20 protein-coding genes are annotated in these 26,628 nt (G+C 64.0%); 6 read left to right on the top strand and 14 right to left on the bottom strand.

Features of this window, described 5'->3' with window-relative positions; all coding sequences use genetic code 11:
• Positions 1-94: 94 nt before the first annotated feature.
• From ACEN9G_RS25640 to ACEN9G_RS25620, 5 genes are read left to right on the top strand one after another with little or no spacing between them, the layout of a single operon-like run.
• Positions 95-3,904 carry a nitrate reductase subunit alpha gene (locus tag ACEN9G_RS25640; RefSeq protein ID WP_413338346.1) on the top strand — a complete coding sequence of 1,270 codons (3,810 nt, stop codon included), beginning with the start codon at positions 95-97 and terminating at the stop codon, positions 3,902-3,904.
• A 20-nt stretch (positions 3,905-3,924) separates the two neighbouring features.
• Complete coding sequence (gene narH, locus ACEN9G_RS25635) at positions 3,925-5,481, top strand: nitrate reductase subunit beta (RefSeq protein ID WP_413338348.1); 1,557 nt, start codon at positions 3,925-3,927, stop codon at positions 5,479-5,481.
• Between the two features lies 1 nt (position 5,482).
• The gene (narJ, locus tag ACEN9G_RS25630; RefSeq protein WP_413338350.1) at positions 5,483-6,142 is read left to right on the top strand and encodes a nitrate reductase molybdenum cofactor assembly chaperone; all 660 of its coding nucleotides are present in this window, start codon (positions 5,483-5,485) and stop codon (positions 6,140-6,142) included.
• A complete protein-coding gene (narI, locus tag ACEN9G_RS25625; RefSeq protein ID WP_413338352.1) occupies positions 6,139-6,822 on the top strand; it encodes a respiratory nitrate reductase subunit gamma in 684 nt (227 codons plus the stop codon). Before narJ ends, narI begins: the two co-directional genes overlap by 4 nt.
• Before the next feature lie 9 nt (positions 6,823-6,831).
• Entirely contained in the window at positions 6,832-7,578 is a 747-nt protein-coding gene (locus ACEN9G_RS25620; RefSeq protein WP_413338354.1) for a peptidylprolyl isomerase, read from the top strand.
• Between the two features lie 3 nt (positions 7,579-7,581).
• Here ACEN9G_RS25620 and ACEN9G_RS25615 read toward each other — a convergent pair whose 3' ends face one another.
• From ACEN9G_RS25615 to ACEN9G_RS25550, 14 genes are all read right to left on the bottom strand, one after another.
• Positions 7,582-8,148 (bottom strand): nitroreductase family protein, encoded by a 567-nt coding sequence (locus tag ACEN9G_RS25615; RefSeq protein WP_413338356.1) that lies wholly within the window; start codon positions 8,146-8,148, stop codon positions 7,582-7,584.
• Between the two features lie 16 nt (positions 8,149-8,164).
• The gene (locus ACEN9G_RS25610; protein WP_413338358.1) at positions 8,165-9,697 is read right to left on the bottom strand and encodes a sensor domain-containing diguanylate cyclase; all 1,533 of its coding nucleotides are present in this window, start codon (positions 9,695-9,697) and stop codon (positions 8,165-8,167) included.
• 185 nt (positions 9,698-9,882) lie between these two features.
• The gene (locus ACEN9G_RS25605; RefSeq protein ID WP_413338360.1) at positions 9,883-12,114 is read right to left on the bottom strand and encodes a glycoside hydrolase family 3 N-terminal domain-containing protein; all 2,232 of its coding nucleotides are present in this window, start codon (positions 12,112-12,114) and stop codon (positions 9,883-9,885) included.
• A 70-nt stretch (positions 12,115-12,184) separates the two neighbouring features.
• Entirely contained in the window at positions 12,185-13,597 is a 1,413-nt protein-coding gene (locus tag ACEN9G_RS25600) for a DUF3943 domain-containing protein (RefSeq protein ID WP_483127159.1), read from the bottom strand.
• A gap of 80 nt (positions 13,598-13,677) precedes the next feature.
• The gene (locus tag ACEN9G_RS25595) at positions 13,678-14,772 is read right to left on the bottom strand and encodes a hypothetical protein (protein WP_413338364.1); all 1,095 of its coding nucleotides are present in this window, start codon (positions 14,770-14,772) and stop codon (positions 13,678-13,680) included.
• A 12-nt stretch (positions 14,773-14,784) separates the two neighbouring features.
• Positions 14,785-15,195, bottom strand: a complete 411-nt coding sequence (locus ACEN9G_RS25590; RefSeq protein WP_413338366.1) for a hypothetical protein — start codon at positions 15,193-15,195, stop codon at positions 14,785-14,787.
• Between the two features lie 31 nt (positions 15,196-15,226).
• Positions 15,227-16,831, bottom strand: a complete 1,605-nt coding sequence (locus tag ACEN9G_RS25585) for a methyl-accepting chemotaxis protein (protein ID WP_440962579.1) — start codon at positions 16,829-16,831, stop codon at positions 15,227-15,229.
• A gap of 131 nt (positions 16,832-16,962) precedes the next feature.
• Positions 16,963-18,015: an acyl-CoA dehydrogenase family protein gene (locus ACEN9G_RS25580; RefSeq protein ID WP_413341418.1), complete on the bottom strand. Its 1,053-nt coding sequence runs from the start codon at positions 18,013-18,015 to the stop codon at positions 16,963-16,965.
• A gap of 177 nt (positions 18,016-18,192) precedes the next feature.
• Positions 18,193-19,221: a hypothetical protein gene (locus ACEN9G_RS25575; RefSeq protein ID WP_413341419.1), complete on the bottom strand. Its 1,029-nt coding sequence runs from the start codon at positions 19,219-19,221 to the stop codon at positions 18,193-18,195.
• Complete coding sequence (locus ACEN9G_RS25570) at positions 19,218-19,802, bottom strand: hypothetical protein (RefSeq protein ID WP_483127158.1); 585 nt, start codon at positions 19,800-19,802, stop codon at positions 19,218-19,220. Before ACEN9G_RS25570 ends, ACEN9G_RS25575 begins: the two co-directional genes overlap by 4 nt.
• A 109-nt stretch (positions 19,803-19,911) precedes the next feature.
• Positions 19,912-21,915, bottom strand: coding sequence for a phospholipase effector Tle1 domain-containing protein (locus ACEN9G_RS25565; RefSeq protein WP_413341423.1), 2,004 nt, complete (start codon positions 21,913-21,915; stop codon positions 19,912-19,914).
• On the bottom strand, positions 21,896-22,471 hold the full coding sequence (locus ACEN9G_RS25560) for a DUF3304 domain-containing protein (RefSeq protein ID WP_413341425.1): 576 nt from the start codon (positions 22,469-22,471) through the stop codon (positions 21,896-21,898). Before ACEN9G_RS25560 ends, ACEN9G_RS25565 begins: the two co-directional genes overlap by 20 nt.
• Entirely contained in the window at positions 22,468-23,349 is an 882-nt protein-coding gene (locus ACEN9G_RS25555) for a DUF4123 domain-containing protein (RefSeq protein WP_413341427.1), read from the bottom strand. Before ACEN9G_RS25555 ends, ACEN9G_RS25560 begins: the two co-directional genes overlap by 4 nt.
• Positions 23,346-26,150 carry a type VI secretion system Vgr family protein gene (locus ACEN9G_RS25550; RefSeq protein ID WP_483127749.1) on the bottom strand — a complete coding sequence of 935 codons (2,805 nt, stop codon included), beginning with the start codon at positions 26,148-26,150 and terminating at the stop codon, positions 23,346-23,348. Before ACEN9G_RS25550 ends, ACEN9G_RS25555 begins: the two co-directional genes overlap by 4 nt.
• A 211-nt stretch (positions 26,151-26,361) precedes the next feature.
• Between ACEN9G_RS25550 and ACEN9G_RS25545 the strand changes: the two genes are divergently transcribed.
• Entirely contained in the window at positions 26,362-26,625 is a 264-nt protein-coding gene (locus tag ACEN9G_RS25545; RefSeq protein WP_259449561.1) for a PAAR domain-containing protein, read from the top strand.
• The last annotated feature ends 3 nt before the right edge of the window (positions 26,626-26,628 follow it).

Genomic DNA, 26,628 nt, shown 5'->3' with positions numbered 1-26,628 from the left:
GCGAATACCGCACAGCCGGTCCGCTCCGTAGACTGAACACAGCTGCACAACATCGAATATCGAGAGCGCGCCCCGGCGCGCCGTTGGAGAAACCATGAGTCACTTTTTGGACCGCCTGAAGTTTTTCGGCAAACCGAGCGAGACGTTTTCGAATGGCCACGGGGCCGTCGTCAACGAAGACCGCACCTGGGAAAAGGCCTACCGCCAGCGCTGGCAGCACGACAAGATCGTGCGCTCGACGCATGGCGTGAACTGCACGGGCTCGTGCAGCTGGAAGGTCTACGTCAAGAACGGCCTGATCACCTGGGAGACCCAGCAGACCGACTACCCGCGCACCCGCCCGGACCTGCCGAACCATGAACCCCGCGGTTGCCCGCGCGGCGCCAGCTACTCGTGGTACGTCTACTCGGCGCAGCGCGTCAAGCACCCGATGGTGCGCGGCCGCCTGATGCAGTTGTGGCGCGAAGCGCGCGCCACCCGCGATCCGGTCGCGGCCTGGGACTACATCACCAACGATCCGCAGAAGGCCGCCAGCTATAAAACAGTACGCGGCCAGGGCGGCTTCGTGCGCGCCAAGTGGGACGAGGTCAACGAGATCATCGCCGCCGCCAACGCCTACACCATCGGCAAATACGGCCCGGACCGCATCATCGGCTTCTCGCCGATCCCCGCCATGTCGATGGTCAGCTATGCCGCCGGCACCCGCTACCTGAGCCTCATCGGCGGCGTCGCCATGAGCTTCTACGACTGGTATTGCGACCTGCCGCCTTCGAGCCCGCAGGTGTGGGGCGAGCAGACCGACGTGCCGGAATCGGCCGACTGGTACAACTCCACGTACCTGATGGTATGGGGTTCGAACGTTCCGATGACCCGCACGCCGGACGCCCACTTCTACACCGAAGTGCGCTACAAGGGCACGAAGACCGTCGCCGTATCGTCCGACTTCGGCGAGATGGCCAAGTTCGGCGACATCTGGCTCGCGCCCAAGCAGGGCACCGACGCCGCACTGGCCATGGCCATGGGCCACGTGATCCTGAAGGAATTCCACGCCACCGGCAAATCCGCCTACTTCCGCGACTACGCCAAGCAGTACACCGATTTCCCGATGCTCGTCATGCTGAAGGAGCGCGACGGCACGCTGGTCCCCGACTACTTCCTGCGCGCCTCGCACCTCGCGAACAACCTGGACGAATCGAACAACCCGGAATGGAAGACCCTCGTCATCGACCAGGCGACCGGCAAGATCGTCGCGCCGAGCGGCTCGATCGGCTTCCGCTGGGGCGAGTCGGGCAAGTGGAACCTCGAACAGAAGGAAGGCGCGACCCGCAATCCGATCGATCCGCAGCTGTCGCTGCTGGACGACCATGACCGTATCGTCCCGGTGGGTTTCCCCTACTTCGGCGGCAAGGACGCGGAGGACCTCCTGCTACGCAACGTCCCCGTGAAGTCGATCACGCTGGCCGACGGCACCACCGCGCTCGTCACCACCGTGTACGACCTGTCGATGGCGAACTACGGCGTCGACCGCGGGATCTGCCCGAACGCGGCGAAGAGCTACGACGACGACGTCCCGTACACGCCCGCATGGCAGGTGAAGCACACTGGCGTGAAGGCCGCGGATGTCGTGACCGTGGCGCGCGAATTCGCCGACAACGCCGACCGCACCCGCGGCAAGTCGATGGTGATCGTCGGCGCGGCGCTGAACCACTGGTACCACATGGACATGACGTACCGCGGCATCATCAACATCCTCATGATGTGCGGCTGCGTGGGCCAGAGCGGCGGCGGCTGGGCGCACTACGTGGGCCAGGAAAAGCTGCGCCCGCAGACCGGCTGGACCCCGCTCGCCTTCGCGCTGGACTGGAACCGCCCGATGCGCCAGATGAACGGCACGTCGTTCTTCTATGCCCACACGAGCCAGTGGCGCCACGAAAAGCTGCACACGTCCGAGATCCTGTGCCCGACGGCGGACGGCAAGCTGGAAGAGATGGCGCTGATCGACTTCAACGCCAAGGCCGAGCGCATGGGCTGGCTGCCGTCGGCCCCGCAGCTGGAGACGAATCCGCTGGACGTCGTGCGCGCCGCCGAAGCGGCGGGCCAGGACCCGGCGAAGTACGCGGTCGAGCAGATCAAGGCCGGCAAGCTGAATTTCTCGTGCGACGATCCGGACAATCCCGCGAACTTCCCGCGCAATATGTTCGTGTGGCGTTCCAACATCCTGGGCAGCTCGGGCAAGGGCCACGAGTACTTCCTGAAATACCTGCTGGGCACCCAGAACGCGCTGATGAGCGACGAAGACGCCTGCGTCAAGCCGCGCGACGTGAAGGTGCGCCCGGCCGCCGAGGGCAAGCTGGACCTGCTCGTGGTGCTGGACTTCCGCATGTCGACGACGTGCCTGTACGGCGACATCGTGCTGCCGACGGCGACCTGGTACGAAAAGGACGACCTGAACACGTCGGACATGCACCCGTTCATCCACCCGCTGTCCGAAGCCGTGCAGCCGCTGTGGGAAGCGAAGTCGGACTGGGAAATCTACAAGGGCATCGCGGCCAAGCTGTCGGAGATCGGCGGCGCCCACCTGGGCACGCGCAAGGACCTGATCCTCACGCCGCTGCTGCACGACACCCCGGGCGAACTCGGCCAGCCGTTCGATCCGAAGGACTGGCGCCTCGGCGAGTGCGAGCCGGTCCCGGGCAAGACGATGCCGTCGATGACGGTCGTGGAACGCAACTACCGCGACATCCATAAGAAGTTCACGTCGATCGGCCCCCTGCTGGAAAAAGTGGGCAACGGCGGCAAGGGCATCGACTGGAAGACGGCCCATGAAGTGGACGTCCTGCGCGGCATCAACCGCACCGTGCTGGAAGAAGGCGTGTCGAAAGGCCAGCCGCGCCTGGACACGGCGATCGACGCCGCCGAGATGATCCTCACGCTGGCGCCGGAAACGAACGGCCACGTGGCGGTGAAAGCGTGGGAAGCGCTGTCGAAGATCACGGGCCGCGACCACACGCATTTGGCGATCCCGCGCGAGCATGACAGCATCCGCTTCCGCGACGTGCAGGCGCAGCCGAGGAAGATCATCTCGTCGCCGACGTGGTCGGGCCTGGAAAGCGAGGAAGTCAGCTACAACGCCGGCTACACGAACGTCCATGAACTGATCCCCTGGCGCACGCTGACGGGCCGCCAGCAGTTCTACCAGGACCACGTCTGGATGCGCGACTTCGGCGAGGGACTGTGCGTGTACAAGGCCGCGATCAACACCAAGACCACGGAAGCGATCATGAACCGCCGTCCGAACGGGAACAAGGAACTGGCGCTGAACTGGATCACGCCGCACCAGAAATGGGGCATCCACTCGACCTACTCCGACAACCTGCGCATGCTCACGCTGTCGCGCGGCGGCCCGCACGTGTGGCTGTCCGAGATCGATGCGAAAGCGGCGGGTATCGTGGACAACGACTGGATCGAGGTGTTCAACGTGAACGGCACCCTGACGGCCCGCGCCGTCGTGAGCCAGCGCGTCCCCGAAGGCATGACGCTCATGTACCACGCCCAGGAAAAGATCGTGAACGTGCCCGGTGCGGAAATGTCGAAGAAGCGCGGCGGCATCCACAACTCGGTGACGCGCACGGTGACCAAGCCGACCCACATGATCGGCGGCTACGCCCAGCTGTCGTATGGCTTCAACTACTACGGCACGGTAGGCTCCAACCGCGACGAATTCGTGGTGGTCCGCAAGATGCGCGACGTGAACTGGATGGAAGGCGCCCGCGACGAATCGCGTCCGAACGGCGACCAGCAGGCCACCCGCCCCGCCCCGGCACGGCCGGCAGGAACGCCGAAGCACGAGACGGAAGACCGCGAACCCGCGCTGGCACGCGCCGCCAGCCCGAAGGGTGCTTGAACAGATAACGAGGTAAAGACATGAAAATCAGAGCACAAATCGGCATGGTGCTGAACCTGGACAAATGCATCGGCTGCCACACCTGCTCGGTGACCTGCAAGAACGTCTGGACGAGCCGCGACGGCGTGGAATACGCCTGGTTCAACAACGTCGAGACGAAGCCCGGCATCGGCTACCCGAAGGAATGGGAAAACCAGGACAAGTGGAACGGCGGCTGGAGACGCAAGGCGGACGGCAGGATCGAACCGCGCCAGGGCAGCCGCCTGAAGATCCTCGCGAACATCTTCGCCAACCCGAACCTGCCGCAGATCGACGAGTATTACGAGCCGTTCACGTACGACTACGAGCGCCTGCAGAACGCGCCGCTGTCCGAGACACCGCCGACCGCCCGTCCGATCTCCGTCCTGACCGGCAAGAAGATGGACAAGATCGAATGGGGGCCGAACTGGGAAGATGACCTGGGCGGCGAATTCGCCAAGCGCAGCAAGGACAAGCTGTTCGACAACGTGCAGAAGGAGATGTACTCGACCTTCGAGAACACCTTCATGATGTACCTGCCGCGCCTGTGCGAGCACTGCCTGAACCCGACCTGCGTGGCATCGTGCCCGTCCGGCTCCGTGTACAAGCGCGAGGACGACGGCATCGTGCTGATCGACCAGGACAAGTGCCGCGGCTGGCGCATGTGCATCTCGGGCTGCCCGTACAAGAAGATCTACTACAACTGGTCGTCCGGCAAGGCCGAGAAGTGCACGTTCTGCTACCCGCGCATCGAAGCCGGCCAGCCGACCGTGTGCTCGGAAACCTGCGTGGGCCGCATCCGCTACCTGGGCGTGCTGCTGTACGACGCCGACAAGATCGAAGCCGCGGCCTCCGTCGCCGACGAGCAGGACCTGTACGAAGCGCAGCTCGGCCTGTTCCTCGATCCGCACGATCCCGACGTGATCGCGGAAGCGCGCCGCCAGGGCATCCCGGACTCGTGGCTGGAATCCGCCAAGCGTTCGCCCGTCTACAAGATGGCCGTCGAGTGGAAGATCGCCTTCCCGCTGCACCCGGAATACCGGACGCTCCCGATGGTGTGGTACATCCCGCCGCTGTCGCCGATCCAGGCCGCGGCCGAAAGCGGCAAGATGGGCATGAACGGCATCCTGCCGGACACGAAGAGCCTGCGCATCCCCGTGCGCTACCTCGCCAACCTGCTCACCGCGGGCAAGGAAGCGCCGGTCGTGCACGCGCTGGACCGCATGCTGGCGATGCGTGCCTACATGCGTTCGAAGTCGGTCGACAAGGTCGAGAACCTCGACGTGCTGCGCCAGGTGGGCCTGTCGCAGGCGGTCGTGGAAGACATGTACCACATCATGGCCATCGCGAACTACGAAGACCGCTTCGTGATCCCGAGCAGCCACAAGGAGATGGCCGAGGACAGCTTCAACGAAAAAGGTTCGTGCGGCTTCTCGTTCGGTAACGGCTGCTCGGACGGCACCAGCGACGCCTCGCTGTTCGGCAAGAAGAAGCAGGGATCGACGATCTTCGTCTCGATGCCGAAATCGCGCAAGAACAAAGAAACGGAAGGAGCCTGACATGAACCACTACCGCATCCTGTCCGCGCTGCTGCTGTACCCGGAGGGCGACCTCGTCGCCGCCCTGCCCGAGCTGGAAGACGGCCTGCCGCTGCCAATGCGCGCCCGGGTGGCGCCGCTGCTGGCGCACCTGGCCGAAAACGACATGATCACGCTGCAGCAGGAATACGTGCAGACGTTCGACCGCACGCCGTCGCACTCGCTGCATTTGTTCGAGCACATCCACGGCGAATCGCGCGACCGCGGCCAGGCCATGGTCGACCTGATGGAAGAGTACAAGAAGCACGGCCTGGAAATGCAGGGCGACGAGCTGCCGGACTTCGTGCCGCTGTTCCTCGAGTTCCTGTCGCAGCTGGACGAAGAGGAAGCCGGCCGCCTGCTGGGCGACGCGGTCCACGTGCTGGCCTTCATCGGCCGCAAGCTGGCCGCGAACGGCAGCCCGTATGCCAGCGTGTTCGACGTGCTGGAAGGCTTGTCCCCGGTCGCGGCGGAAGAACTGTCCGAGCCGCCGATCAAGGACATGGACGAGGCGCTGGAAACCTTCGGCCCCGGCGCGGACGGCGTCGAGCCCCTGCTCAAGCCGCAAGCGTCCGGCCCGCAACCGATCAATTTTTACCCGCCCGGCACGCGTCCTGCCGTGCATCAGGAGGAGGTAGCATGAACTATATAAATCAATTCCTGTTCGGGATCTACCCGTACATCGCCCTGGCGATCTTCCTGCTCGGGAGCCTGATCCGCTTCGACCGCGAGCAATACACGTGGCGTTCCGAATCCACGCAAGTGCTGCACAAGGGCCAGCTGCGCCTGGGCAGCATCCTGTTCCACATCGGGATCATCGGCCTGCTGGGCGGCCACGCCGTCGGCCTGCTGACACCCGTGTGGGTGTGGGATACGCTCGGCGTCACGCACGGCGCCAAGCAGCTGTTCGCGATGGCCGCAGGCGGCGTGATGGGTACCCTGTGCCTGGTCGGCATCCTGCTGCTGCTCGCCCGCCGCCTCGGCAACGAGCGCCTGCGCGCCGCCACCACGTTCAAGGACAAGATCGTGCTGCTGTGGATCCTCGGCACCCTGCTCCTCGGCCTGTCGTCGATTGGAGTCTCCGCCGGCCACCTGGACGGCCACATGATGGTCCTGTTGATGACCTGGGCCCAGCACATCGTGACGTTCCGCGGCGACGCCGCCGGTTTCATCCTTGATGCGCCGCTCGTGTTCAAGCTGCACCTGTTCATGGGGATGTCGCTGTTCGTCATCTTCCCGTTCACCCGCCTCGTCCACATCTGGAGCGGTTTCGGCGCGGTGACTTACCTGGGCCGTGCCTTCCAGCTGGTCCGTCCGCGCTAAGGAGTCATCATGGGTATCTCCGTCAACGGCGTCGAGATCGACGACCGCCAGATCGAACTGGAACTGCCGCACCACAAGGACGCCCCCAACCCGCTGAAGGTATCGGTGCACGAAGTCGTGCTGCGCACCGTGCTGCTGCAGGAAGCGGACCGCCTCGGGATTGCCGGCATGGACGACGACGCACGCGTCGAGGCGCTGCTGACGCAGGAGGTCAGCGTGCCGCAGGCCGACGAGGCGGCGTGCCGCACGTACTACCGGAACCATCCGGACCGGTTCACCCGCGGCGCGATGGTCGAAGCGCGCCACATCCTGTTCCAGGTGACGCCGACCGTGCCGCTGGACCTCGTGCGCGAAACGGCGGAGGACATCCTGGCGGCGCTGCGGGCCGCGCCGGACCGCTTCGGCGAACTGGCGGCGCAGTATTCGAACTGCCCGTCCGGCGCCGTGGGCGGCAGCCTCGGCCAGCTGAGCCGCGGCGACTGCGTGCCGGAATTCGACGACGTGCTGTTCCGCCTCGGGGAAAACGAGTTGGCCGCGCGCCCCATCGAGACGCGCTTCGGCCTGCACATCGTCCAGGTGCTGCGCCGCATCGACGGCTCGCTGCTGCCGTTCGAGACGGTAAAATCGCAGATCGCAGCAATGCTCGCGACGGCCGCGCTGCAGCGGGGCATCCACCAGTATCTGCAGATCCTCGTGGGCCGCGCGCGCATCGAGGGCATCACGCTGGAAGGGAGCGCGACGCCGCTCGTGCAATAACGCCTACAAGGTTTTGAAGAACTGCCCCGGCTGCGGACGCACCCGGGGCGTTTTTTTGGGCTCGCCCGTGCCGATGCCGATGAAGCAGACCGCGCGCTCGTGCGCGTCGAGCGCCAGCAGGCGGCGCATGGCGGGCATGTCGAGCGCCCCGCCGCTCGCGAGACCGCTGGCAAAGCCCAGCGCCCGCGCCGCGAGCAGCACGTTCTGCAGCGCGCAGCCCAGGGAGACCAGTTTTTCCTCGACCGGGATGGCGGTGCCGGGCGCGTCGACGAGGACCGCCACGAGCAGGCACGGTGCGTGGAAGGCTTTCGCGCGCGCGGACGCCCGCGCTGTATCGTCGGCCGTGGGATTGCGCTGCGCAAGCGCCTCCTCGAACACGGCGCCGAGATCGGCGCGCCGCTCCGGCGGGATCAGCACGAAGCGCCAGGGCAGCAGGCAGCCGTGATCGGGTGCCTGCGCGGCCGCGTCCATCATCCGCGCGAGCGCGGCATCGTCCGGACCCGGCGCCTGCAGGCGGCGCAGGGCCACATGGCGGCGCGCCGCCAGCGTATTCCACAAATCCGAGTTCATGGAGCCCATTATAGGGTCAGGTCGCGGTACGGTTGCGCCCTGCTTCCTTCGCCCGGTACAGGGCCGCGTCCGCGTGCGCGCCGAACGCGCGATCGGGGTCGTCCGCCTGCTCCGGCACGGCGGCGTACGCGCCGATGCTGACGGTGACGAGGCCCAGCGGCGATGCCTCGTGGCGCAGCGCGTGGGCTGCCACGCTGGCATGGATTTTTTCGGCGACTTCGCGCGCCCCGGCCAGGTCGGTTTCGGGCAGCAGCACGACGAACTCTTCCCCGCCATAGCGCGCGGCCAGGTCGCCGCTGCGCCGCAGGCCGCGCAGCATCGCCTGCGCGACGGCCTTGAGGCATTCGTCGCCCGCCAGGTGGCCGTAGCGGTCGTTGTAGCGCTTGAAGTGGTCGACGTCGATCATCAGCACCGCGAGCGACGCCCGGTTGCGGAACGCGCGCCGGTGCTCGCGCTCCCAGGCCTGCTCGTAGTAGCGCCGGTTGAACAGCTCCGTCAGGCCGTCGACATAGGCCATCGCCGACAGCGACGCATTCGCCGTCTCGAGCAGCGCCTTCGTCGTCAGCAAGTCGCGCTGCAGCTGGTCGCGCAGCCCGATCTGGCGCACGGCGCGCCGCCCGAGCAGCAGCAGGCCGGCGATCAGCACGAACAGCGCCAGGTACGACAGGATCGCGCTGTGCAGCCAGGGCCGCAGCGCCACGTCCTTCGAACGCAGCACCGTGATCCGGGCCGGATAATCGCCGACGCGCGACTCGGTATGGATGAACGTCTCGCCGTCGATGTCGGCGTCGCGTCCGCGCAGACGGAAGACGGGGGCCTTGCGCGTGTCACGTCCGATACTGGCCGTGTCGAACGGCACGCGCAGCAACAGGGTGCCATCGTCCAGCGTCATCAGGATGCGGCCGTCGCTGCCGATGTCGAGGCCTTCATAGACCTTGCGGAAGAAGTCGATCTTGAACGTCGCCAGCGCCACGCCCGCGAAGCTGCCGTCGGGATGGTCGATGCGGCGCGACACGGGAATGATCCAGGCGCCGCTGGTGCGGCCGACGATCGGGCCGCCGACGTGCACGCCCTGCCCCGGGTGCTGCTTGTGGTACTGGAAGTAGGCGCGGTCGCTGTTGTTGCGGCCATCGAATCGCGTGCCGGCGGAATTCACGATCCAGCGGCCGTTCTCGTCGTAGATGAACAGGCCCTGCAGCGCCGGCATGTCCGCCATGTGCTTCATCATCAGCGCGCGCAGGCGCGCCATGTTCGCGGCCGACCATCCTTCCACTTCGACCTTGTCGACGAGCGACACGAGCACCGTGTCCGCCATCTTGAACGACGAATTCGCCTGGTTGGCGAGCGTGTGCGCGGTGTTGGATGCGGAGATGGACGCGCCGGACAATTCCAGCGCGCGCGAGTGATAGCCGCTCCACGCCATGACGGCGGCGGACGTGAGGCACGCCATGACGATCAGCGCGATCGTGACGACCTTCAGCGGCCGGCGGCCGGCGTCCAGCGCGTCGACACGATCCTGCGCCGCCTGTCCGGCTTGCGACTGCAACAACGCATTGGCTCCCTTGCGAAACAACACCCACCCCGACGATTCGACAAACAGGCGAGTGTATGCGATCGCCCGGGCGGCGGGTCGTCATACCATGCAATACCGGCAGCTTATGTATCCGCGCAACAACGAATGTGACCCGCCGTTACATTGTGCGCCGCTCCCGCGTCATTACAGGACCGGGACCGTCACGGCCCCGTCAGCTCGATGGCCTGGCGCAGCCGGATGTCGTCCGATGCGCTGCCGACCATCAGCTCGAACGTTCCCGGTTCCGCACCCCACGCCAGCTTGCGGTCGAAGAACGACAAGGTGTCGCGGTCGATCGTGAAGCTGACGGTGCGATGCTCGCCCGGTTTCAACACAATACGTTGAAAACCCTTCAGTTCCTTCACCGGCCGCACGACGGACGCCACGGGGTCGCGCAGGTACAGCTGCACGACCTCGGCGCCGGCCACGCGTCCGCTATTCGTCAGCGTGAACTGGAGGCTGATCTTCCCGTCCGGCGCCATCCGCGTGCTGGAGAGACGCAGGTCGCCGTACGCGAACGTCGTATAGCTCAGGCCATGCCCGAACGCGTAGCGCGGCGTGTTCGGCGAATCGATGTAGGCGGACCGGTAGACGCTGTTTCCGTTGTCCAGCACGGGGCGGCCCGTCTGGTATTGCTGGTAGCCGATCGGGATCTGCCCCATGTTGCGCGGGAAGGTCATCGGGAGTTTCGCCGACGGGTTCACCGCGCCGAACAGCACGTCCGCGATCGCATTACCGCCTTCGCTGCCCGGGTGCCACGCATACAGGATGGCGTTCGCCCCTTCCGCGACGTTCTCGAAGATCAGCGGGCGCCCGGCCATGATCACGACGACGGGCGTCTTGCCGATCGCCTTCAGCGCGTCGAACAGTTCCGCCTGGCGGCCCGGCAGGCCGATATCGGCGCGCGATTTCGCCTCGCCCGACATGTCCCAGCTTTCGCCGACGGCCAGCACGACGACGTCGGCCGCGCGCGCGACGTCGAGCGCAGCCGCGAAGCCGTCGGTGCCGCGGCAGGCGACGTCGCAGCCGGCCGCGTACGCGACGCGTGTGCCCGGTCCCGCGTGCGTGCGCACGGCGTCGACGAGGCTCGCCATCGTGGCCGCATTGGAATCCACGATCCAGCCGCCTTCGAGGTCGCGGCGGGCGTCGGCGAGCGGGCCGATCACGGCGATCGAGCGCGCGCCTTTGCGCAGCGGCAGCGCGCCGCCATCGTTCTTCAGCAGCACCATCGATTCCGCGGCGATCCGGCGCGCAGCCGCGCGATGGCGCGGATCCGCCAGCGCCGCCTTCTCGCGCGCGGGATCGGAAAAGCGGTATGGATCGTCGAACAGGCCCAGCTCGAACTTCTTCGTCAGCACGCGCCGCACGGCATCGTCGACGAGCGCCACATCTACCCGTCCGCTGCGCACGAGCTTCGCGAGCGACGACGCGTACGCACCGCTTTCCATGTCCATGTCGCTGCCCGCGGTGATGGCCTTCGCGGCCGCATCCGGCAAGTCGTTCGCATAGCCGTGGACGACCATCTCGCGCACCGAGCCCCAGTCGCTGACGACGAAGCCCTTGAAACCCCAGCGGCCATTGAGGATATCCCGCTGCAGCATCGCGTTGCCGGTGGCCGGGATCCCGTTCAGCGTGTTGAACGAGTTCATGAACGTGGCCACGCCCGCATCCGCCGCGGCCTTGAACGGCGGCAGATAGGTTTCGTACAGCTGGTGCTCGCTCATGTCGACGGCGTTGTAATCGCGGCCCGCGATCGCGGCGCCGTAGCCGGCGAAGTGCTTGGCGGTGGCCATCACGGATTCGAGCCCGCCCAGCTTCGTGCCCTGGAAGCCGCGCACGCGGGCCGCGGCGATGCGCGATCCGAGGTAGGGATCTTCGCCCGCGCCTTCCATCACCCTGCCCCAGCGCGGATCGCGGCCGATGTCGACCATCGGCGCGAACGTCCAGTGGACGCCGGCCGCGGAGGCTTCGCGCGCGGCGATGCGGGCCGATTCCTCGATCGCCTCGAGATCCCACGACGCCGCTTCACCCAGCGGCACGGGGAACACGGTGCGGTAGCCATGGATGACGTCGAGCCCGAACAGCAGCGGAATGTGCAGGCGCGACTGCAGCGCCAGCGCCTGCACCCGGCGCGTCTCGGCCGCGCCGCGGATGTTCAGCAAGGAGCCGATTTTGCCTTCGCGGATGTCGCGCTCGATGTCGCGCACTTTGTCGGAGCCCGGACCCGTGCTGAAGTCCTTGCCCGACAATTGGTTCAGCTGGCCGACCTTTTCGTCCAGCGTCATCTGCCGCAGCAGCGCTTCCACGCGCTGGCCCACATCGGCCTGCGCCGCGCCCGCGAGCGCCATCAGCGCACAGGCGATGACCGTGCGCGCAAAACGTTTTTTCTCCATGTCGTCTCCACCTGGGTTATCCGATGCAATATAACCTCAAGTAAAACGTTTTACAACGATGGGGAGCGCCCTACCATTCGACGGCGCCAAAGCCGCGAAACGGCTGCCAGGTGTAGTAAAGACCGATGGTATCGCGCCGCTGCTGCCGCTCCGGCACGTTGGCGAATGCGAACGTCCGGCGCGACGTGATGTACTTGAGCGAGACGGCGTGGCGACCGGTCAGACGGTATGTCAGCGTGGCGTCGCCCCGGAACACGCGGTCCGTGCCGCTGGTCTCGGGACTGGTCAGTTTACCGTTGAAGAATTCGCGCGCCGTCAGGTCGAGCGCGACCTTCTCGCCGCCAATCACGCGCAGCATCAGCATCGCCTGCGGTGCGAAGCCATAGTTGTACTGGCCGCTCGTGCTGGCGCGCACGGTCCCCGTCGATGTGTAGCCGACACCGGCCGACGCGTGCCCCTGCAGTGCGAGCCCGTCGGCCACCCACCACTGCGCATTGGTGCCCAGCGACAGGCCCGTGCTGGCCACGCGGAACAGCTGCGGGGCCAGGTAATCGTAGCTGCCGTAGAGGCCCGCGATGCCGCGCACGTTGCGGCCGGGCGCATACGGTGCTCCCCACAGCAGGCCGCGCGACGCGAGGCTTTCGATGCCCTGGATGTTCGACAGCCGCAGGCGGAACAGGAAGTAATCGAATGGCCGGCGGTACGTGTAGCCGGGCTTGCCGGGCAGGCCGTAATCGAGCGCGAAGTCGGCCGAGACCTCGTTGCGGTGCGGCGCCTGCGACGGCCCGACGTTCCGGTGCGAGACCCCACCCGCGCCCAGTTGCAGGCGCGCGTAGACGTCCGGGCTGTTGCTGGGCCAGATGCCGGATCCGCGGCCCGGGCGCACGTAGCGGTTGAAGCCGAGCGGCGGCGACACCGCGGCCGCGGCGGCCTCGCGCCAACGCGGCGACAGGCCATAGCCCTGCTCCAGCACGAGGTTCGCCATGCGATACAGGGATTCGCCCAGGAAGCTGCCGCCGAAGCTCGTGGTGATCTGGTCGTTGCGCGAGGGCGGCGTCGTCTCGCCCGCGATTTCCCACACGGCGCTGCCGGCGAACGCGAAGCCCAGCGATTCCCAGAACGACAGGCCGTTGCTGCGCGCGAGGCCGAAGTAGACGGAACCCTGGTACGGGTGGCCGAGCTGGTTGATCTCGAACGGATCGCGGTCGACGACCCAGCTGCTGCGCAGGTTGCGCCGGAACGAACCGACGCTGACGCCGTAGTCGTCCGGACGAACGAAGGCGTGATCCACGCGGTTCAGCAGGAGCTGGAAGGTGGCGATTTCCAGCGCCGCGGCACCATAGCTCTTGTATGGACGCGTATCGTCGCCATGTCCGGGTTCCGGCAGCGGATCGCCGTCCGCCTGGACGGCGCCGGCGGCCAGCGCCAGCAGGACCGCGCAGGCGCAGCGGCGCGGCATGAAGCGATTCCTCGATACCTTCATGTTCCTCTCGACAGCGAATGAGCATGGTTAATTTAAATATAACGAATGCTCACGATCGATGTCGCACGGAACCGGATGAGTCAGAACAGTACGTCCCAGGTCACGGTCACCATCTTCGCGTTCTTTGTGAAGTCGTACGCGCTCGAATCCTTCACCGAGTCCCACTGCACCTTCAGGTCCATGTTCTTGCGAAAGTCCCAGCGCACGCCGACGAAACGCGTGTTGTCGTTCTGCGTTTCCGTATAGGTCGCGGTCTGCTTTTCCTTGTACGAGGAAAAACCGGCCATCGGCATGAACTGGCCCATGCGGTAGCCAACCGTCGCCGTCCAGCTGGACGACTTGTAGTCCAGCGCGGGACGCATGAAGCGGTTGGCTTCCGCGCGCACCATCCAGTTGCCGTAGTCGATGCTGCCGGACAGGCCGATGATCCGCTGGCGCGTACCCCGCGCGAACGTCGGGTCTTCGCCCGGCGGATACATCGACAGGTCGATCGAGTTCTGCATGTAGATCAGGCGCGCGCCGAACACCTCGTTGGACACGTCGAGGTAGCCGCCCAGGATGTGCTTCCAGTTGTCGTCGACGCGGTAGCCGTAATAGATCTTGCGCTGTTCGGTGTTGTTCTCCGTGGTCTCCTGGCCGGCGAAGACGGTGCCGGTGACGGCCCAGTCGCCAAAGCTGCGCGAATGGCGCACGTTCACGCCGTTGTAGGCGCCGACTTCCCAGCCGTAGATATCCTGCGGCACGCGCGCCCACGGCAGCGTGTAGCCGATGTAGACGCTGTCGGAATACGCGTAGATCGGCAGCCGGCGGCGGCCCACTTGCACCGTCGTATCGGGCGCCACGTCGTACGAGAGATAGGCCCAGTCGACTTCCGGCTTGCCGTGTTCCGAAGCGCGCGCCACCGCCTGGACGGTGCCGGACAGCTTGCCGGTGAACCGGTACGTGGCCTGCAGGCCGACGAGCGATTCGCGCGCGAGGCTCCATTCGTTGCCGTGGTAGACGGCGCCGTGCTCGTAATTGCCGATGAAGCAGGGACACGGCTGTCCCATGAACTCCCCGTCGGAACCGCCATAGGCCTTGCCCGCGGTGACGGTGGCGAACCCCGAAATACTCAAGTCGCTGGCCTGTGCCATGCCGGCGCTGGACAACAGCGCGGCGATCATCAGTTTCTTCATGCTTTTTATCGGTTAGTTGGCGGTGGCGATGACCTTGACGGTGGCGTCAACGTCCTTCCTGTCGATGTAGCCGACGGCGTTCGGATCGGCCGCGACGGCCTTGCGCATGGCCGCGCCCGAGTCCACCTCGGCCGGCGGCGTGCCGGTGCCCGTGAAAATCAGCTTGCCCCACATGGCCTGGACCTGGACCGGGTCCTTCTTGCAGGCCTTGGCGAAGAACTCGTCGCGCAACGGGTTCTTTTCCGTGAGGTTGATCGGGGTCGGCGACTTGATCTTGCCGAGGAACGCCTGGCATACCTGCGTCACGGGCGGCGCCAGCGACGAGTGGGCGGACACGATGATGCTGATCTCGGCGTGCGCGGGCGCCACGGCGCACGCCGCGAACGCCACGGCGGATGCCGCAGCGGAAAGGACTCTCTTCATGATGATGGTGTGGTGTTGAAAAGGATGCGGGTCAGGCGCGGCGCCGCGCGACGGGACTGTTCGATGCCGGCAGCGCGAGCCTGTCGCGCGCGGCCGGCTGCGGCAAGCCGTCCTGGCGTGCCAGGGTGAACACGCTCACGACGGCGGCCAGGCTGGCGGCCTGCTCGCGCAGCGCGCTCGCCAGGCCCGCGGTCTCGTCGACGAGACCGGCGTTGCTCTGCGTGTCCAAGTCCATCTGGGCGATGGCATCGTTGATATGCTCGATGCCCGCGGTCTGCGCCTTGCTCGCTTCGGCGATCGCGGCCATGATGTCGGTGACGCGCCGGACGCTACTCACGATCTCGTCCATCGTGCGGCCGGTCTGGTCGGCCAGTGTCGTGCCCAGTTCGACCTGGGAGACCGAGCGCCCGATCAGGGCCGTGATGTCCTTCGCCGCGGCGGCCGAACGCTGCGCGAGGCTGCGCACTTCGTTCGCCACGACGGCGAAGCCGCGCCCGTGTTCGCCGGCGCGCGCCGCCTCGACGGCCGCGTTCAGCGCGAGCAGGTTGGTCTGGAACGCGATGCCCTCGATGACGCCGACGATGTCCGCAATCTCGCGCGACGACGCATGGATCGCTTCCATCGTCGCGATGACCTGCCCGACGACCGCGCCGCCCTGCGTGGCGACGTTGGCGGCGAATCCGGCCAGCTCGTTGGCCTGCGCGGCATTCGCCGCGTTTTCCTTGGCCGTGCCGGTGAGCGCGCCCATCGACGACGACGTCTGCACGAGGGCCTGCGCCTGGTGCTCCGTGCGCCCGGCCAGGTCGCCATTGCCCTGCGCGATCTGGACCGACGTGGCCGCGATGTTGTCGGTGGCGCTGCGCGCTTCGCTGACGATTCGTACGAGGCTGCCGTTCATGTCCCGCAGCGCCTGCAGCAGCTTGCCCGTCTCGTCCTGGGCATCCACGGCGATCATGCTCGTCAGGTCGCCCGCCGCGACGGTTTCCGCGACGCGCACCGCCTCGTTCAACTGGCGCACCAGCGTGCGCGCGACGAGCAGGGCGAAGGCGAGCGTGACGACGAGGCCCAGCACGCCGGTGACGGCACCACCGAGCACCGCCCGGTTCGACGCGTCGGTCGCCGCGCCGACCGTGCCGGTAAAGCGGTCGCGCGCCGCCGTGCGGAACGCCGTGACATCCTTGCGATAGGTCGCCAGCGCCGTGGCCATCGCCTGCAGCCTGTCCTTGGCCGGCATGCCACTGTGATTCGCCATGGCGTCGGAAATCGCGCGGGCCGTCTTGTAATACGTGTCGAACTCCAGTGCCAGCCGGCCCAGGTCCGCCTCATGGACCTTGTCGAGCGCGCGCACGCGGCGGTAGTTGTCCGCCACCTTCGCGGCGAGGGCGTCGGCGCCGGCGATCTGCTCGGGTTCGCCGGCGGCGGCCGCCGAATTCAGCACGTCGATGATCTTGTCCAGGGCGCCCGCGTTCTCCGTCAGCGCATCGAGCACCGGGTACTGCACGTCGCGCACGTCCGCCAGGCGCACGTTATTCTGCTTGAAGACGATGGCCGTGAAGATCAGGTAAGCCGCCATGCACAACATGGCGATGGCCGGGGCCAACAGGACTTTCCACAGCACGGGCAGGCGGCTCAGCATCTTCACTCCACGCGGAAGCCGTCGGCCGGCTCCTTAAGGTTGACTTCAGGCAAATGTTATCTGGTATTTACTCATTCTGGCAAGAAAATAATTTCGTATAGACAACATTTGTGAAGTGTGTGAAATCCGGACTACGCCAGTCTGGCCAGGTCACCTTTGAGCTGGGCAACCGTCGGCGTGACAACCGCGAGGAACGCTGCTTCACGCGCACGGCGGGCGTAGCCGCCGCTCTCCGCGCGCAGCAAGGCACGTCCGCCCAACGCCTGCAACTCCAGCGCGAGGGCAGCCGCCGCGATGTCGACCATCCGCAGGCGCAGCGTCAGCAGCTCGCGCGGCTGGTCGCGCAGGGTGCCGTCATCGAGGCCGGCGCACAGTGTCTGCCGGTAGGCTGCGATGTCCGCATCGAGCGCGTCGATTTCGCCGGACAAGACCGACGGGCGGTTACCGAGCGCCGAGCGCCCTGCCCGCAGCGATGCGCGCGCGAGCCCGAGCCCGAGACCGCATTGCAGGCCGACGAAAACGGGACGGATCGAGGGCAGGAAAACCCGCGCCTGCGGGTGGATCTGCCAGGACGCATCGAGCGTGACGTCGTCCAGCCTTAGGGCGGCCGTGTTGGTGCCGCGCAGCGCGAGCAGATCGAAGTCGGGTTCGCGCACCACGCCGCGCACGTCGTGGGGAAGCGCAAGCACGGCCGGATTGTCGCCATGTTCGTCGCCGACAGCGATCGCGGCGACGAATCCCTGCCTGCGCACATTCGTCGCCCAGGCCACCGTGCCGTTCAACCGCATGCCGTCCGGTACGGCGGTGCCGGTGATGCGCAGCCGGTCCAGGCCGCCCAGGAATTTCATCGCGTTCGACAACCCGGGCGCGCCCGCGAGCCGGCCGTGCACCAGGTCCGGCACGAGCCTGCGCTCGAGGTCCCGGTTCGGGCTCGCCAGCAGGCAGGCGATGACGGCACGCTGTGCCCAGTACACGAAGGCGGCACCGAGCGAGTGTTCGGCGAGTCCCGCGACGACATCGACGGCCGCACTCAAGGCGCGCCCGTCCCCGCCCTCGCTTTCAGGCACCCCCACCGCGAACAGGCCGGCCTGGGCCAGATGGGCCGGCAACGCGTCGGCATGCGCCATGTGCGTGTCGAGTTCCTCCGCGTGCGCATCCAGCCATGCAAGCAGCGCTTCATCCATTCTTACCATCGTTTCGTCCCCTGTGAAATCGAACTGAAGCGATGTTAGGCGAAGTCAAGATCCATACATCGGCACGCCTGGCCCGCATGGACCACCACGCCAGTTGCGAATAACAGGATCAGTGGTTTGACGTTCACGGTGGTGCCGCCAGAACGGGATCGGCCCACGTTACGAGACTTATTTGTGGGAGACATGCTCGAACTTGCCGTTATCGGTCAGCTTGGCCACCGCAGTGCCCTCGACACGGCACACATAGTCCCGATCGAACTGGCAGCCCTCGATCTGGTCGACAACCTTGCGGTCAATGATTGACAAATACACGCCGGACATCACGTCGCGGTCCTCGTTGCGTACGATATCAAAGTCGTCAACGCGAACCAGCACAACCTGTTTCATCGGCGGAAACACGAGAAATGTCGCCGCCACTTTTTGTCGGAATGGCGGCGAAAACCCTTCGGTATATTGCTGCCCATTCATTGCATAGTCGTGGCTGCCGATGATATCCATGAGTGGATCATGACGCGTCGGGTCGGCGACGTAAGGATAAAAGTCGGGGGCGCATCGATCGGTTGTCCTGGGGCGACCGTTCGGACCTTGAAGCTTCGGGCGGCACCGGGACAAATAGCGGTCATAGTCCAAAGGCAGCCGCGTAACCTTGTAGTTCGAAAGCAGGCTTGGCATGGCACCGGCTACCGCAGAGGTTTCAGCGTTTGAAGTTCGTTGTCTCACGTAGCTGTAGAACGTGCCACCGAACGGAATGAGTAACCTATCGCCAATGGCAAAAAATTCCATGACCGGCTGCGCGCACGTTGCGGGCGCGTTCGCCAGTACATAGACGTCCTTCACGCCGATCAGGGACACACCCAGTTTCTTCTTCAAAAACGCGTCGGCCTGCTTTTCGGTCACGTCCGCCTTGGTAAGCGATTGGAAGACGTCCGAGAAGAAATATTCCTCCTCATGGAACCGAACAGCGCAATCAGCTGAAAATCTGGCTTCACCGTCCCGGACAACAATCGTATCGAATCGCGACACCAAACCTGGCGGCACTCGTCCGTCATAATCCGCGGAACGGTCGAACTTCCATGTTCCGTTCGGCGCAGCAGCATACGCCAGCGAGCAGACTACACCGAAGCCACACGACAGCGCGGCCAGGATCACGCGACACATTCCAAGCTCGACGGCTTTTTTGCGTGCACTCGTCATCATTGCGCACAATCGAACTGCGCGCCACTCAGCCGCTTGCGCTCGCGGTCCAACGCTTGCTTGACTTTGTCCGTGGATCTCATCACCGCCGGCTTGAGATTCCTGCGGGCGGAGGCCGAATAGCAGTAGCCGCCCGGTTTGTCGGCATTGGATAAATAGAAGACCGGCTCGTCGACGTAGCCGTCGAAGGAATTGGCCTTGACGGTCATGCTGGCGGCGATGTCGAGCTTGCCGTCGCCGTTGATGTCCAGGTAGCGCACGTCACGAAAGCCTCGACAGTTGTCGGCATTGATATCCACGGGAAGGTCGATCAGGACCGGGGCGTCCTGTTCGTTCTCCGCCGTCATCAGGCGGCAAGAGCCATTGGATATGCTTTTGAACCGCACGGTGACGAGTGCCAGCAAATGCCCACCTTGCCGCGCTGACCAATAGAGCGTCTTTTCCGGCTTCAACAATGCGATCGGCTCCTCCGGGACATCGTCACGTCCCATGAACACCGCCGCTGCGCGCGCCGTGAATGCGTTCACTTCCGCCGCATTCGCCTGGCGTATACCTTCGTCCGGCTTGGCATGCGCAAGAGACATGCCGAAAGCGGTAGCACATAGCACAACGCCAAGCCTGCGCACAAGATGTTTCGTTAGACCTGTCATTCTCACGAGGAGCACGATCTCATCAGGATGAAAAGGGTTTCAATTAAACCGTCTCGGTCTGTCGGTCCGCCTCTCGGACATTGCCTCCGATACTGGCATATTCGTATTTTTCATCGCCGCCGAGATATACCACGCGGGGATCCGACGGAAGAGTGGCATCTTTTGCAAAGCCAGCCAAAGAGTCATGTACATAGTTATCGAAAAACTTGATTAATTTTTCGTCATTCATCCCTCGGTTGTGCACAAACTCATCTTCATAGGCTGTCACTAATGCTTTGTAATGCGGACGTAAACTTCGCCTGAGTACGTTTGGAGCCGGTAGACCTGGATATCGTTCGCGAAGTGGCCCCATAATCGACTTCACATCATCCATTAATTGAGCATCGTAAAAATCGAGCCTGCTTTGAAGATTTGCCATGTTTGGAAGCGCGTCAAGGCGTGACTTTGCCGCTAAAAATTTATCCTGAGCAATTTCTAGTTTTTTGCGCGCCTGATCAATGTCCTCCGCCGTCGGCGGCGGCGCTGACTGGGCATTCGACATGTTCATCGCTCGAATAGAACGAAGTTGCAGCAATAAATCCAATTCTCTGGCGGCCTTTTCTTTTTTCTGTCTTAATGCGTCAACCTCTTTGTTGAGCAAGACTTCGTCTTCCTTGAACTTCGCGTTCCACCTTGAGACCCTCTCGGCCTCGCTCTTATTCCCACTCAATTTCATGCGAATTGCGCGGAACCTCCAAGCATAGTACAACCTCATATTTTTATTCATGAGCTCACCAAGACTCGTCGATGCGCCTAGAGCCTTCACATAATGATTGTAAGTCGCCAGCAGATCCGGATCCATTGCGAAATCTGCTTTATTCTTTTCGGACCATTTCAACACTGGCAGTAGCGGAACGCCGTTTATCAATGCGTAATTGTACATATGCATTAGCGGTATAACGCCCAAGTTTTCGGAAGGCGAAGTGGCACGCGCGCCCTCTCCCGGAGCATAACTACCGCCCACATCAGAGTGTACGCCCGGGTAAACGGTTTCGTAAAAATGGGCTGGCTTTGAAGCTGTGTTCTCCCGCAGGAAGCTTACACTGTCCACAGGAAAAGAATTCCGAATTTCGTGCGCCGCGATGAAGTGTCGCACCTCCTCCACCATCGGATCAATCTGTAGCATGTTCCCCCAATCGCTATGCCCATCGTATATACCAGGTGCCGGGTCCGCCCCAGCAACTCCGTTATGTGAAAAAGCCAAGCTCGATGGCCGGGTTCCGATAAAGCTGGCAAGACGGTCGTTAACAATATATCGCAGACTAGAGAACGCAGTGCCGATCTTGCTTGTCGTATTGTTGCTCATTGGGAGCCCAACCGATGCGACGGTATCGAACAATCCCAAGAAACGAACTCGCAACGGCCAAGATCCCGTCTTGAGAACCCATTTACCTCTCGATTGGATGCATCGCTCCTTTAGAAACAAATTCACGAATGCACGCGCGAGCGCGGCACCGCGACTAAAACCGAACACGGAAATATTAATCTCGGAAATAACGTTCGAAGGCGAATTCGCCAACACTAGATGACGTTTGATCGACTCGTCGAATTTTTTCAGCGCGTATTCCAGTCTGTCCGATCCTTTTCGACCAAAGCTAAGTCCGGTTAAGTCACCACCATCATCACCGACCTCGGAAAAATAGGTGCCGACTCCCTGCAGGTAGAAACTATATACACCGTTGACTTGATCGGTTGGCTTGTGCACACGGAACAGCTTCGCCACGTTACTATGCTTACGCAACCCCTCATCCGCGTAGAGGTTATTGCCCGTCCCGTCGAAAAAGAACGAAAACCAGAGCGTTTGCCTGCAGGTTGTTACAGGCTTAAGCTCCACTTGACGCACAGCCAGGGAAAAGGTCCCGAGTGGCGAAGGCTTTTGCACGATCGGAGACTGATCTGCACTGAGCATTTCTGCCTGATCCGGCCCAAAGCGCAGTCCGGTCTCTGTAGGCTGCAACAGGGGCATTCTGACGTCCCCGACAGTGTCGCTATTCTGGTTTTTGGTCATTGCTGCACTTTGGGAAATTTAGTTTTTCGACACGGTCTTCGCTCAATCTCAAACGCGGGAGTGACATTTCCTCGGTAATTTGAACTTGCACCGACCCATCCGGATAAAAGTGGGTCTCAAGATGATTCGGCTTGCCAGCATCAGTCCGTGTCGCCTTTACAAATTCTTCTTTGTACAGATAATGTTGCAGCACTTCCGTTTTGCCAGTTAGCGGGTCTTTTTCGGTGTAGCTGCAGCCATCGATTTGCCAGCGAACCTGCACGAATATTGCCCCAGATTCACCGGGCGAAAGGTTAATGCAGCACATCGAACCGCTTCCTCCGCTGGTAGGACTACTGACTCTTACAATGCCACCATTGCGATTATCGACCTCATAATCTTCGATATGATGATTGGTATAGTTATATCCAACCAGGTCGAGTGTCATTGTAGTTTTAGTTGCATTCTGCGATTGGGCGACTGCAACCATCCCGGAGAACGCATTCAAGTACACCAACAACGCACCCACGACCAACGCCAGCGCGCAGACGCAGACAAATTTTGCACTTCTCTTCATTTCACTCCTTCCGTGACGGCACCACCCTCGAGACACATCACCAATTCCGAAAATTTTGAGGGTTCCATTTCCACGGCATTCATCAAATTCGACCATTGGCTCTCATTTGCAGGGGACTTCCCCACAGTGAGGACCGCGACGTTATAAAGAATGAGGTCATTCAACGATCGCAACCCGAAGCTTTTTGCTTCGTTAATATTTGAAACGACGAATTCATACTGCCGAGCAACATCCAGATTTTCAAGATAACTGGATGCATTTTCTCGTAGACCATTGAGAACCTGGTCGGGTTCGCATGAATCTACCAAAGCGAACTCCTGAGAAGCACTTAGATTCAGTGCCTCATCCGCACTCGCCACATCATTGAACATCGAATCAACGGATCTTATGGCCCCACTACGGTCGACGTACCACCATTTTCGCGCGACACTCAGGAATACCTTTGCCTGTTCGGCATCAAGAACTCCCATTAACGACTCAAAGACCCGGGGATCAAAGAACCTCAACATCGCGTCCATGTCTCCCGATATGCACACGTTGAGCCGCGCTTTCAGCCGATCCTTTAATTGCCCGATCTCCAGCGGAGACGACAACATCATCAAGGACGACGAATAGGTGCCGCTTTCACTGATCCATTTGCAAAGGCCCAATGGTAATCGCACTGCCCCATCGGAACCGGCGAGGACAAGGATTGGCGCGACAGCCAAACTATTCACCTCGGCCGTACCCTCGAAGAGGCTCACCCAGGTGGTTGACGTTCTCGCTAACTGACGATAAAGCCCAGGCAATCCACCGTGGTCCAGCAGAAAATATAAGTTTGCGGGGTTCTCCGCAATGCTGCCTTTAGCAAAATCCTGAAGATCAAGAAATCGTGTCATGCGGATCTCAATACAAAAGGAGAGGCCGCGCTACGAGCTTTCAGCAGGCAGTCGATGCAGATACTGGTAGGTAGGGCCGGAAGCGGATACGAAATATGCGCCGGCCCCGCAAAACTCTTCTTGCCTGCATGTACGGAAATCTTCCCCGGACACTGCACCGTAATATTCCCGCCCTCGATGGTGATATTCGCCCCATCCGCCGTCGACAAACTGATCCGCTTCGCCGCCGCCCAATCCACGTGCGCATTCGCACTGACGACATGCACGTCGTCGCGCGCCTGCACGTCGAGCGTCCCCGCCTGCGCCTGCACGTCGACCGCATCCTGCGCTGCGATCATCTGCAGCCCGACGCCGCCCTCGCCCGCCTTCACGGCGCCGGCCAGCACGCCGATCGCCTGCCCGGTGTGCTGGCGCAAGGCGCCTCCGGTGACGAACTGCGTATCCTGACCGCTCATCAAACTGACCGTCTCGCCGTTCGACAGCTGCACCGACTCCGCAGCCGTCACACCCAGCCCGGCCTTTGCCGAGATGGCGATCACCGGCGCCGCCACATGCGGCAGCTTTTCGCCCTCCAACGTCGTCGTCGCCGCCACCGCATTCAACATCGCCTGCAACGGCGCCGCCTTCGCATCCAGCACGCTGGCGCCGGCCTTCGCCGCACCCAGGTGCGCAGCCAGACCCACCGTCTTGTGCGTGGCCGCCGCCTCACTGAACGTCTCGCCCAATTTGACGGCCTGTTTCATGAGCGCGATGCCGGCCACGTTGTCGCCCGCCGGGTCGCGCGACGACGCGTCGTGCTCGATGCGATAGCTCGATACCAGCAGACCGGCACCCGCGCGCAGCGCGCCGTAGGCGTCCGTGCGGAGTTCGGCGCCTTCGCCGCGCAGGCTCCCGCGGTAGTTGTCGGCGCCGTGGATCAGGTGGCCCAGGTTCAGTTCCGTCGCTGCGTGCGTCGTGCGCAGCTGGACGCGGCCCTGCGCGTCGGTGTCGTCGAACAGCAGCTGGTTGTAGCCTGCGCCGCCGAATTCCTTCGTGCGCACGCCCCACTGGGCCGCGGCGTTGCGGTGGCCGGCCAGCGCGGCCGAAGCGCCGTGCCACACAGGGCTGTTGCCGCCGGCGAGGTTGCCCTGCCCGGACGTCGCGTGGTCGTGTGCGGCGTCGAATGGATCGATGCCGGCGTCGCGGTGCTCGCCGCCCGGGGTCGGCGTCACGCCGCCTTCGCCCTGGCCGTTGTACAGCGCGCCCACGATGATCGGGCGGTCGATGTCGTTTTCGATGAACTGGACGATCACTTCCTGCCCGATCCGCGGCAGGAACTGGCTCCCAATGCCGCCGCCGGCCAGGCGCTGCGCCACGCGCACCCAGCATGTCGCGTCGCCGCCGTCCTGCCAGTGGAAGCGGATGCGTACGCGGCCCAGGCGATCGCAATACAGTTCGTCGGCGCCGCGCGGCGTGTCGCTGCCGTCGGCGCCCACGACGATCGCGCTCTGGGCGCCCGCCGCTGTCGGACGCGGGTGGCTGCGGCCGTCGCTGCCATCAAGTTGCGGGCGCCACACGACGTCGGCGGCGACGGCCTCGAAGCAGTTCGCGTAGCCGGCCGTGCGCGCCTGCGCGAGCGCCAGGCCGAAGTCTTCCGGCAAGTCGTCGCGCAGGGATTCTTCCAGCAGTTCGGGGATGGGGCCGAACAACTCGGCCAGCGCATCCTGCGCCCGCGTCGGCAGGTTGTTCACGCCGACGCTCGTCACGCGCACGATCGTGAACGGTGCCGCCGCGCCGAGCGCGCTCACCGGGGCGCCGGTCACCGTCAGGCGCGTGCCAGCGCGCAGCGTGCGCAGGGTCGAGCGGCCGCGCCACGACTGGCTGCGCGCCTCGCGCCCTTCCATCTGCAGGTCGGCGTAGCGGCGGGCCTGCGCACTGTCGGCATAGGCGTACTGGCCCGGCGTGTCGAACGATTCGAGCCACGGCAGGCTGCCGTTCGACAGCCGCGACGGCGAGTTCGCGGCCACGGCCTGCTTGCTCTTGTAGTCGTAGCTGAGCAGGGTGACGGCGGATGCGCCGACCCTGCGCAGCGCCGCCAGCGCCTGCACGCTGTCGCTTTTTTCGCGCGCGTGCGCCCCGTGGAAGCGTGCGCCGCCGGCGTCGATGCTCGGGTCGTCGGCCACGGCGGATGCATCGCGGCTGTCCGCGAACAGCACCATGCGCGGGCCGTCGTCGGCCTGTTCGAAGCGCCATGCCAGGCCTTCTTCCGCGAGCAGCCGCTCGACGAACGCGAGATCCGATTCGCGGTACTGGCAGCAGTAGCTGCGCGGGTTGGCGCCGTCCATGAACGGGCCGACGTCGTCGCTCCAGCGCCAGCGCGCGTCGGGTGCATAGGCGGAAAAGACGTCGTCGACGATGTCGGTGACGGACTTGTCTTGCCATACGCGGCTGCTGCGCACGTGGGCCATGCGCCACACCCAGTGCGCGATGCGGACGCGGTAGCGCGCCAGGCCGCCGTCGCTGCCCAGCTGCGCGGCCGCGCAGATCTCGCCGGCGAAGTCGGCGCGCGTGCCGTCCGCCAGGGTGACTTCGAGGGCGGCCGGCCGGCCCAGCAGCGAGGATGGCTCGATCGCGGCGCTGGTCGACAGCGCGATCACGTCACGTACGCCAAGCCCCTGAACCGCATCGTCGGCGACGAACGCCTCGACCAGCAGTTCACCGCCCGGGAAATCCGTAGCGCCATCCCCGATCCGCAACGCGTACAGGCGCGTGACGCTGTCGAATCCGGCAAGTGCGGCCAGCGCTTCCAGCGCATGGGTCATCGATTGCTGCAAGACACACTCTCCAACTCATCCATACTTAACAAACTTAACTTTACGCTAATCGCGAGCGCCACGCTATAGCCTGAAAGAAACTGCATAACTGTTACAAACCGTGATTAAGAACACGGTTTTGCCCAGCTATAATGCGGCAAAATATTGTCTGCATGTAACATTGCATGCAGCACATTTGTAACGGTGACGGAAGAAAAGCATGGCAGGACCATTGATCGTATTGGGTGACAGGACATCGCACGGCGGCAGCGTGATCGAAGCGTCGACGCTGAGCGATTGCGACGGCAAGGGCATCGCGCGCGTGGGCGACATGACCGTATGTCCGCGCCACGGCCGCTCCCCCATCGTCAGCGGCGACACCACGTTCATCGTCGACGGCAAGGCCGCCGCACGGCACGGCGACAAGGCTGGTTGCGGCGCCACGCTGGTCGCCGGCCAGCAGGCGACGGTAGATCATGTGTAACCC

Source organism: Massilia sp. Masssp94, from assembly GCF_059491305.1.
Note: the sequence above shows the minus strand (reverse complement) of the source record. Positions and strands in the feature narration are given on the sequence as shown.

Coding starts and splice junctions, on each gene's coding strand:
- ACEN9G_RS25640 (WP_413338346.1), top strand. CDS start 95: ATGAGTCACTTTTTGGACCGCCTGAAGTTTTTCGGCAAACCGAGCGAG.
- narH (WP_413338348.1), top strand. CDS start 3,925: ATGAAAATCAGAGCACAAATCGGCATGGTGCTGAACCTGGACAAATGC.
- narJ (WP_413338350.1), top strand. CDS start 5,483: ATGAACCACTACCGCATCCTGTCCGCGCTGCTGCTGTACCCGGAGGGC.
- narI (WP_413338352.1), top strand. CDS start 6,139: ATGAACTATATAAATCAATTCCTGTTCGGGATCTACCCGTACATCGCC.
- ACEN9G_RS25620 (WP_413338354.1), top strand. CDS start 6,832: ATGGGTATCTCCGTCAACGGCGTCGAGATCGACGACCGCCAGATCGAA.
- ACEN9G_RS25615 (WP_413338356.1), bottom strand. CDS start 8,148: ATGAACTCGGATTTGTGGAATACGCTGGCGGCGCGCCGCCATGTGGCC.
- ACEN9G_RS25605 (WP_413338360.1), bottom strand. CDS start 12,114: ATGGAGAAAAAACGTTTTGCGCGCACGGTCATCGCCTGTGCGCTGATG.
- ACEN9G_RS25600 (WP_483127159.1), bottom strand. CDS start 13,597: ATGAAGGTATCGAGGAATCGCTTCATGCCGCGCCGCTGCGCCTGCGCG.
- ACEN9G_RS25595 (WP_413338364.1), bottom strand. CDS start 14,772: ATGAAGAAACTGATGATCGCCGCGCTGTTGTCCAGCGCCGGCATGGCA.
- ACEN9G_RS25590 (WP_413338366.1), bottom strand. CDS start 15,195: ATGAAGAGAGTCCTTTCCGCTGCGGCATCCGCCGTGGCGTTCGCGGCG.
- ACEN9G_RS25585 (WP_440962579.1), bottom strand. CDS start 16,831: ATGCTGAGCCGCCTGCCCGTGCTGTGGAAAGTCCTGTTGGCCCCGGCC.
- ACEN9G_RS25580 (WP_413341418.1), bottom strand. CDS start 18,015: ATGGATGAAGCGCTGCTTGCATGGCTGGATGCGCACGCGGAGGAACTC.
- ACEN9G_RS25575 (WP_413341419.1), bottom strand. CDS start 19,221: ATGATGACGAGTGCACGCAAAAAAGCCGTCGAGCTTGGAATGTGTCGC.
- ACEN9G_RS25570 (WP_483127158.1), bottom strand. CDS start 19,802: ATGTCTCTTGCGCATGCCAAGCCGGACGAAGGTATACGCCAGGCGAAT.
- ACEN9G_RS25565 (WP_413341423.1), bottom strand. CDS start 21,915: ATGACCAAAAACCAGAATAGCGACACTGTCGGGGACGTCAGAATGCCC.
- ACEN9G_RS25560 (WP_413341425.1), bottom strand. CDS start 22,471: ATGAAGAGAAGTGCAAAATTTGTCTGCGTCTGCGCGCTGGCGTTGGTC.
- ACEN9G_RS25555 (WP_413341427.1), bottom strand. CDS start 23,349: ATGACACGATTTCTTGATCTTCAGGATTTTGCTAAAGGCAGCATTGCG.
- ACEN9G_RS25550 (WP_483127749.1), bottom strand. CDS start 26,150: ATGACCCATGCGCTGGAAGCGCTGGCCGCACTTGCCGGATTCGACAGC.
- ACEN9G_RS25545 (WP_259449561.1), top strand. CDS start 26,362: ATGGCAGGACCATTGATCGTATTGGGTGACAGGACATCGCACGGCGGC.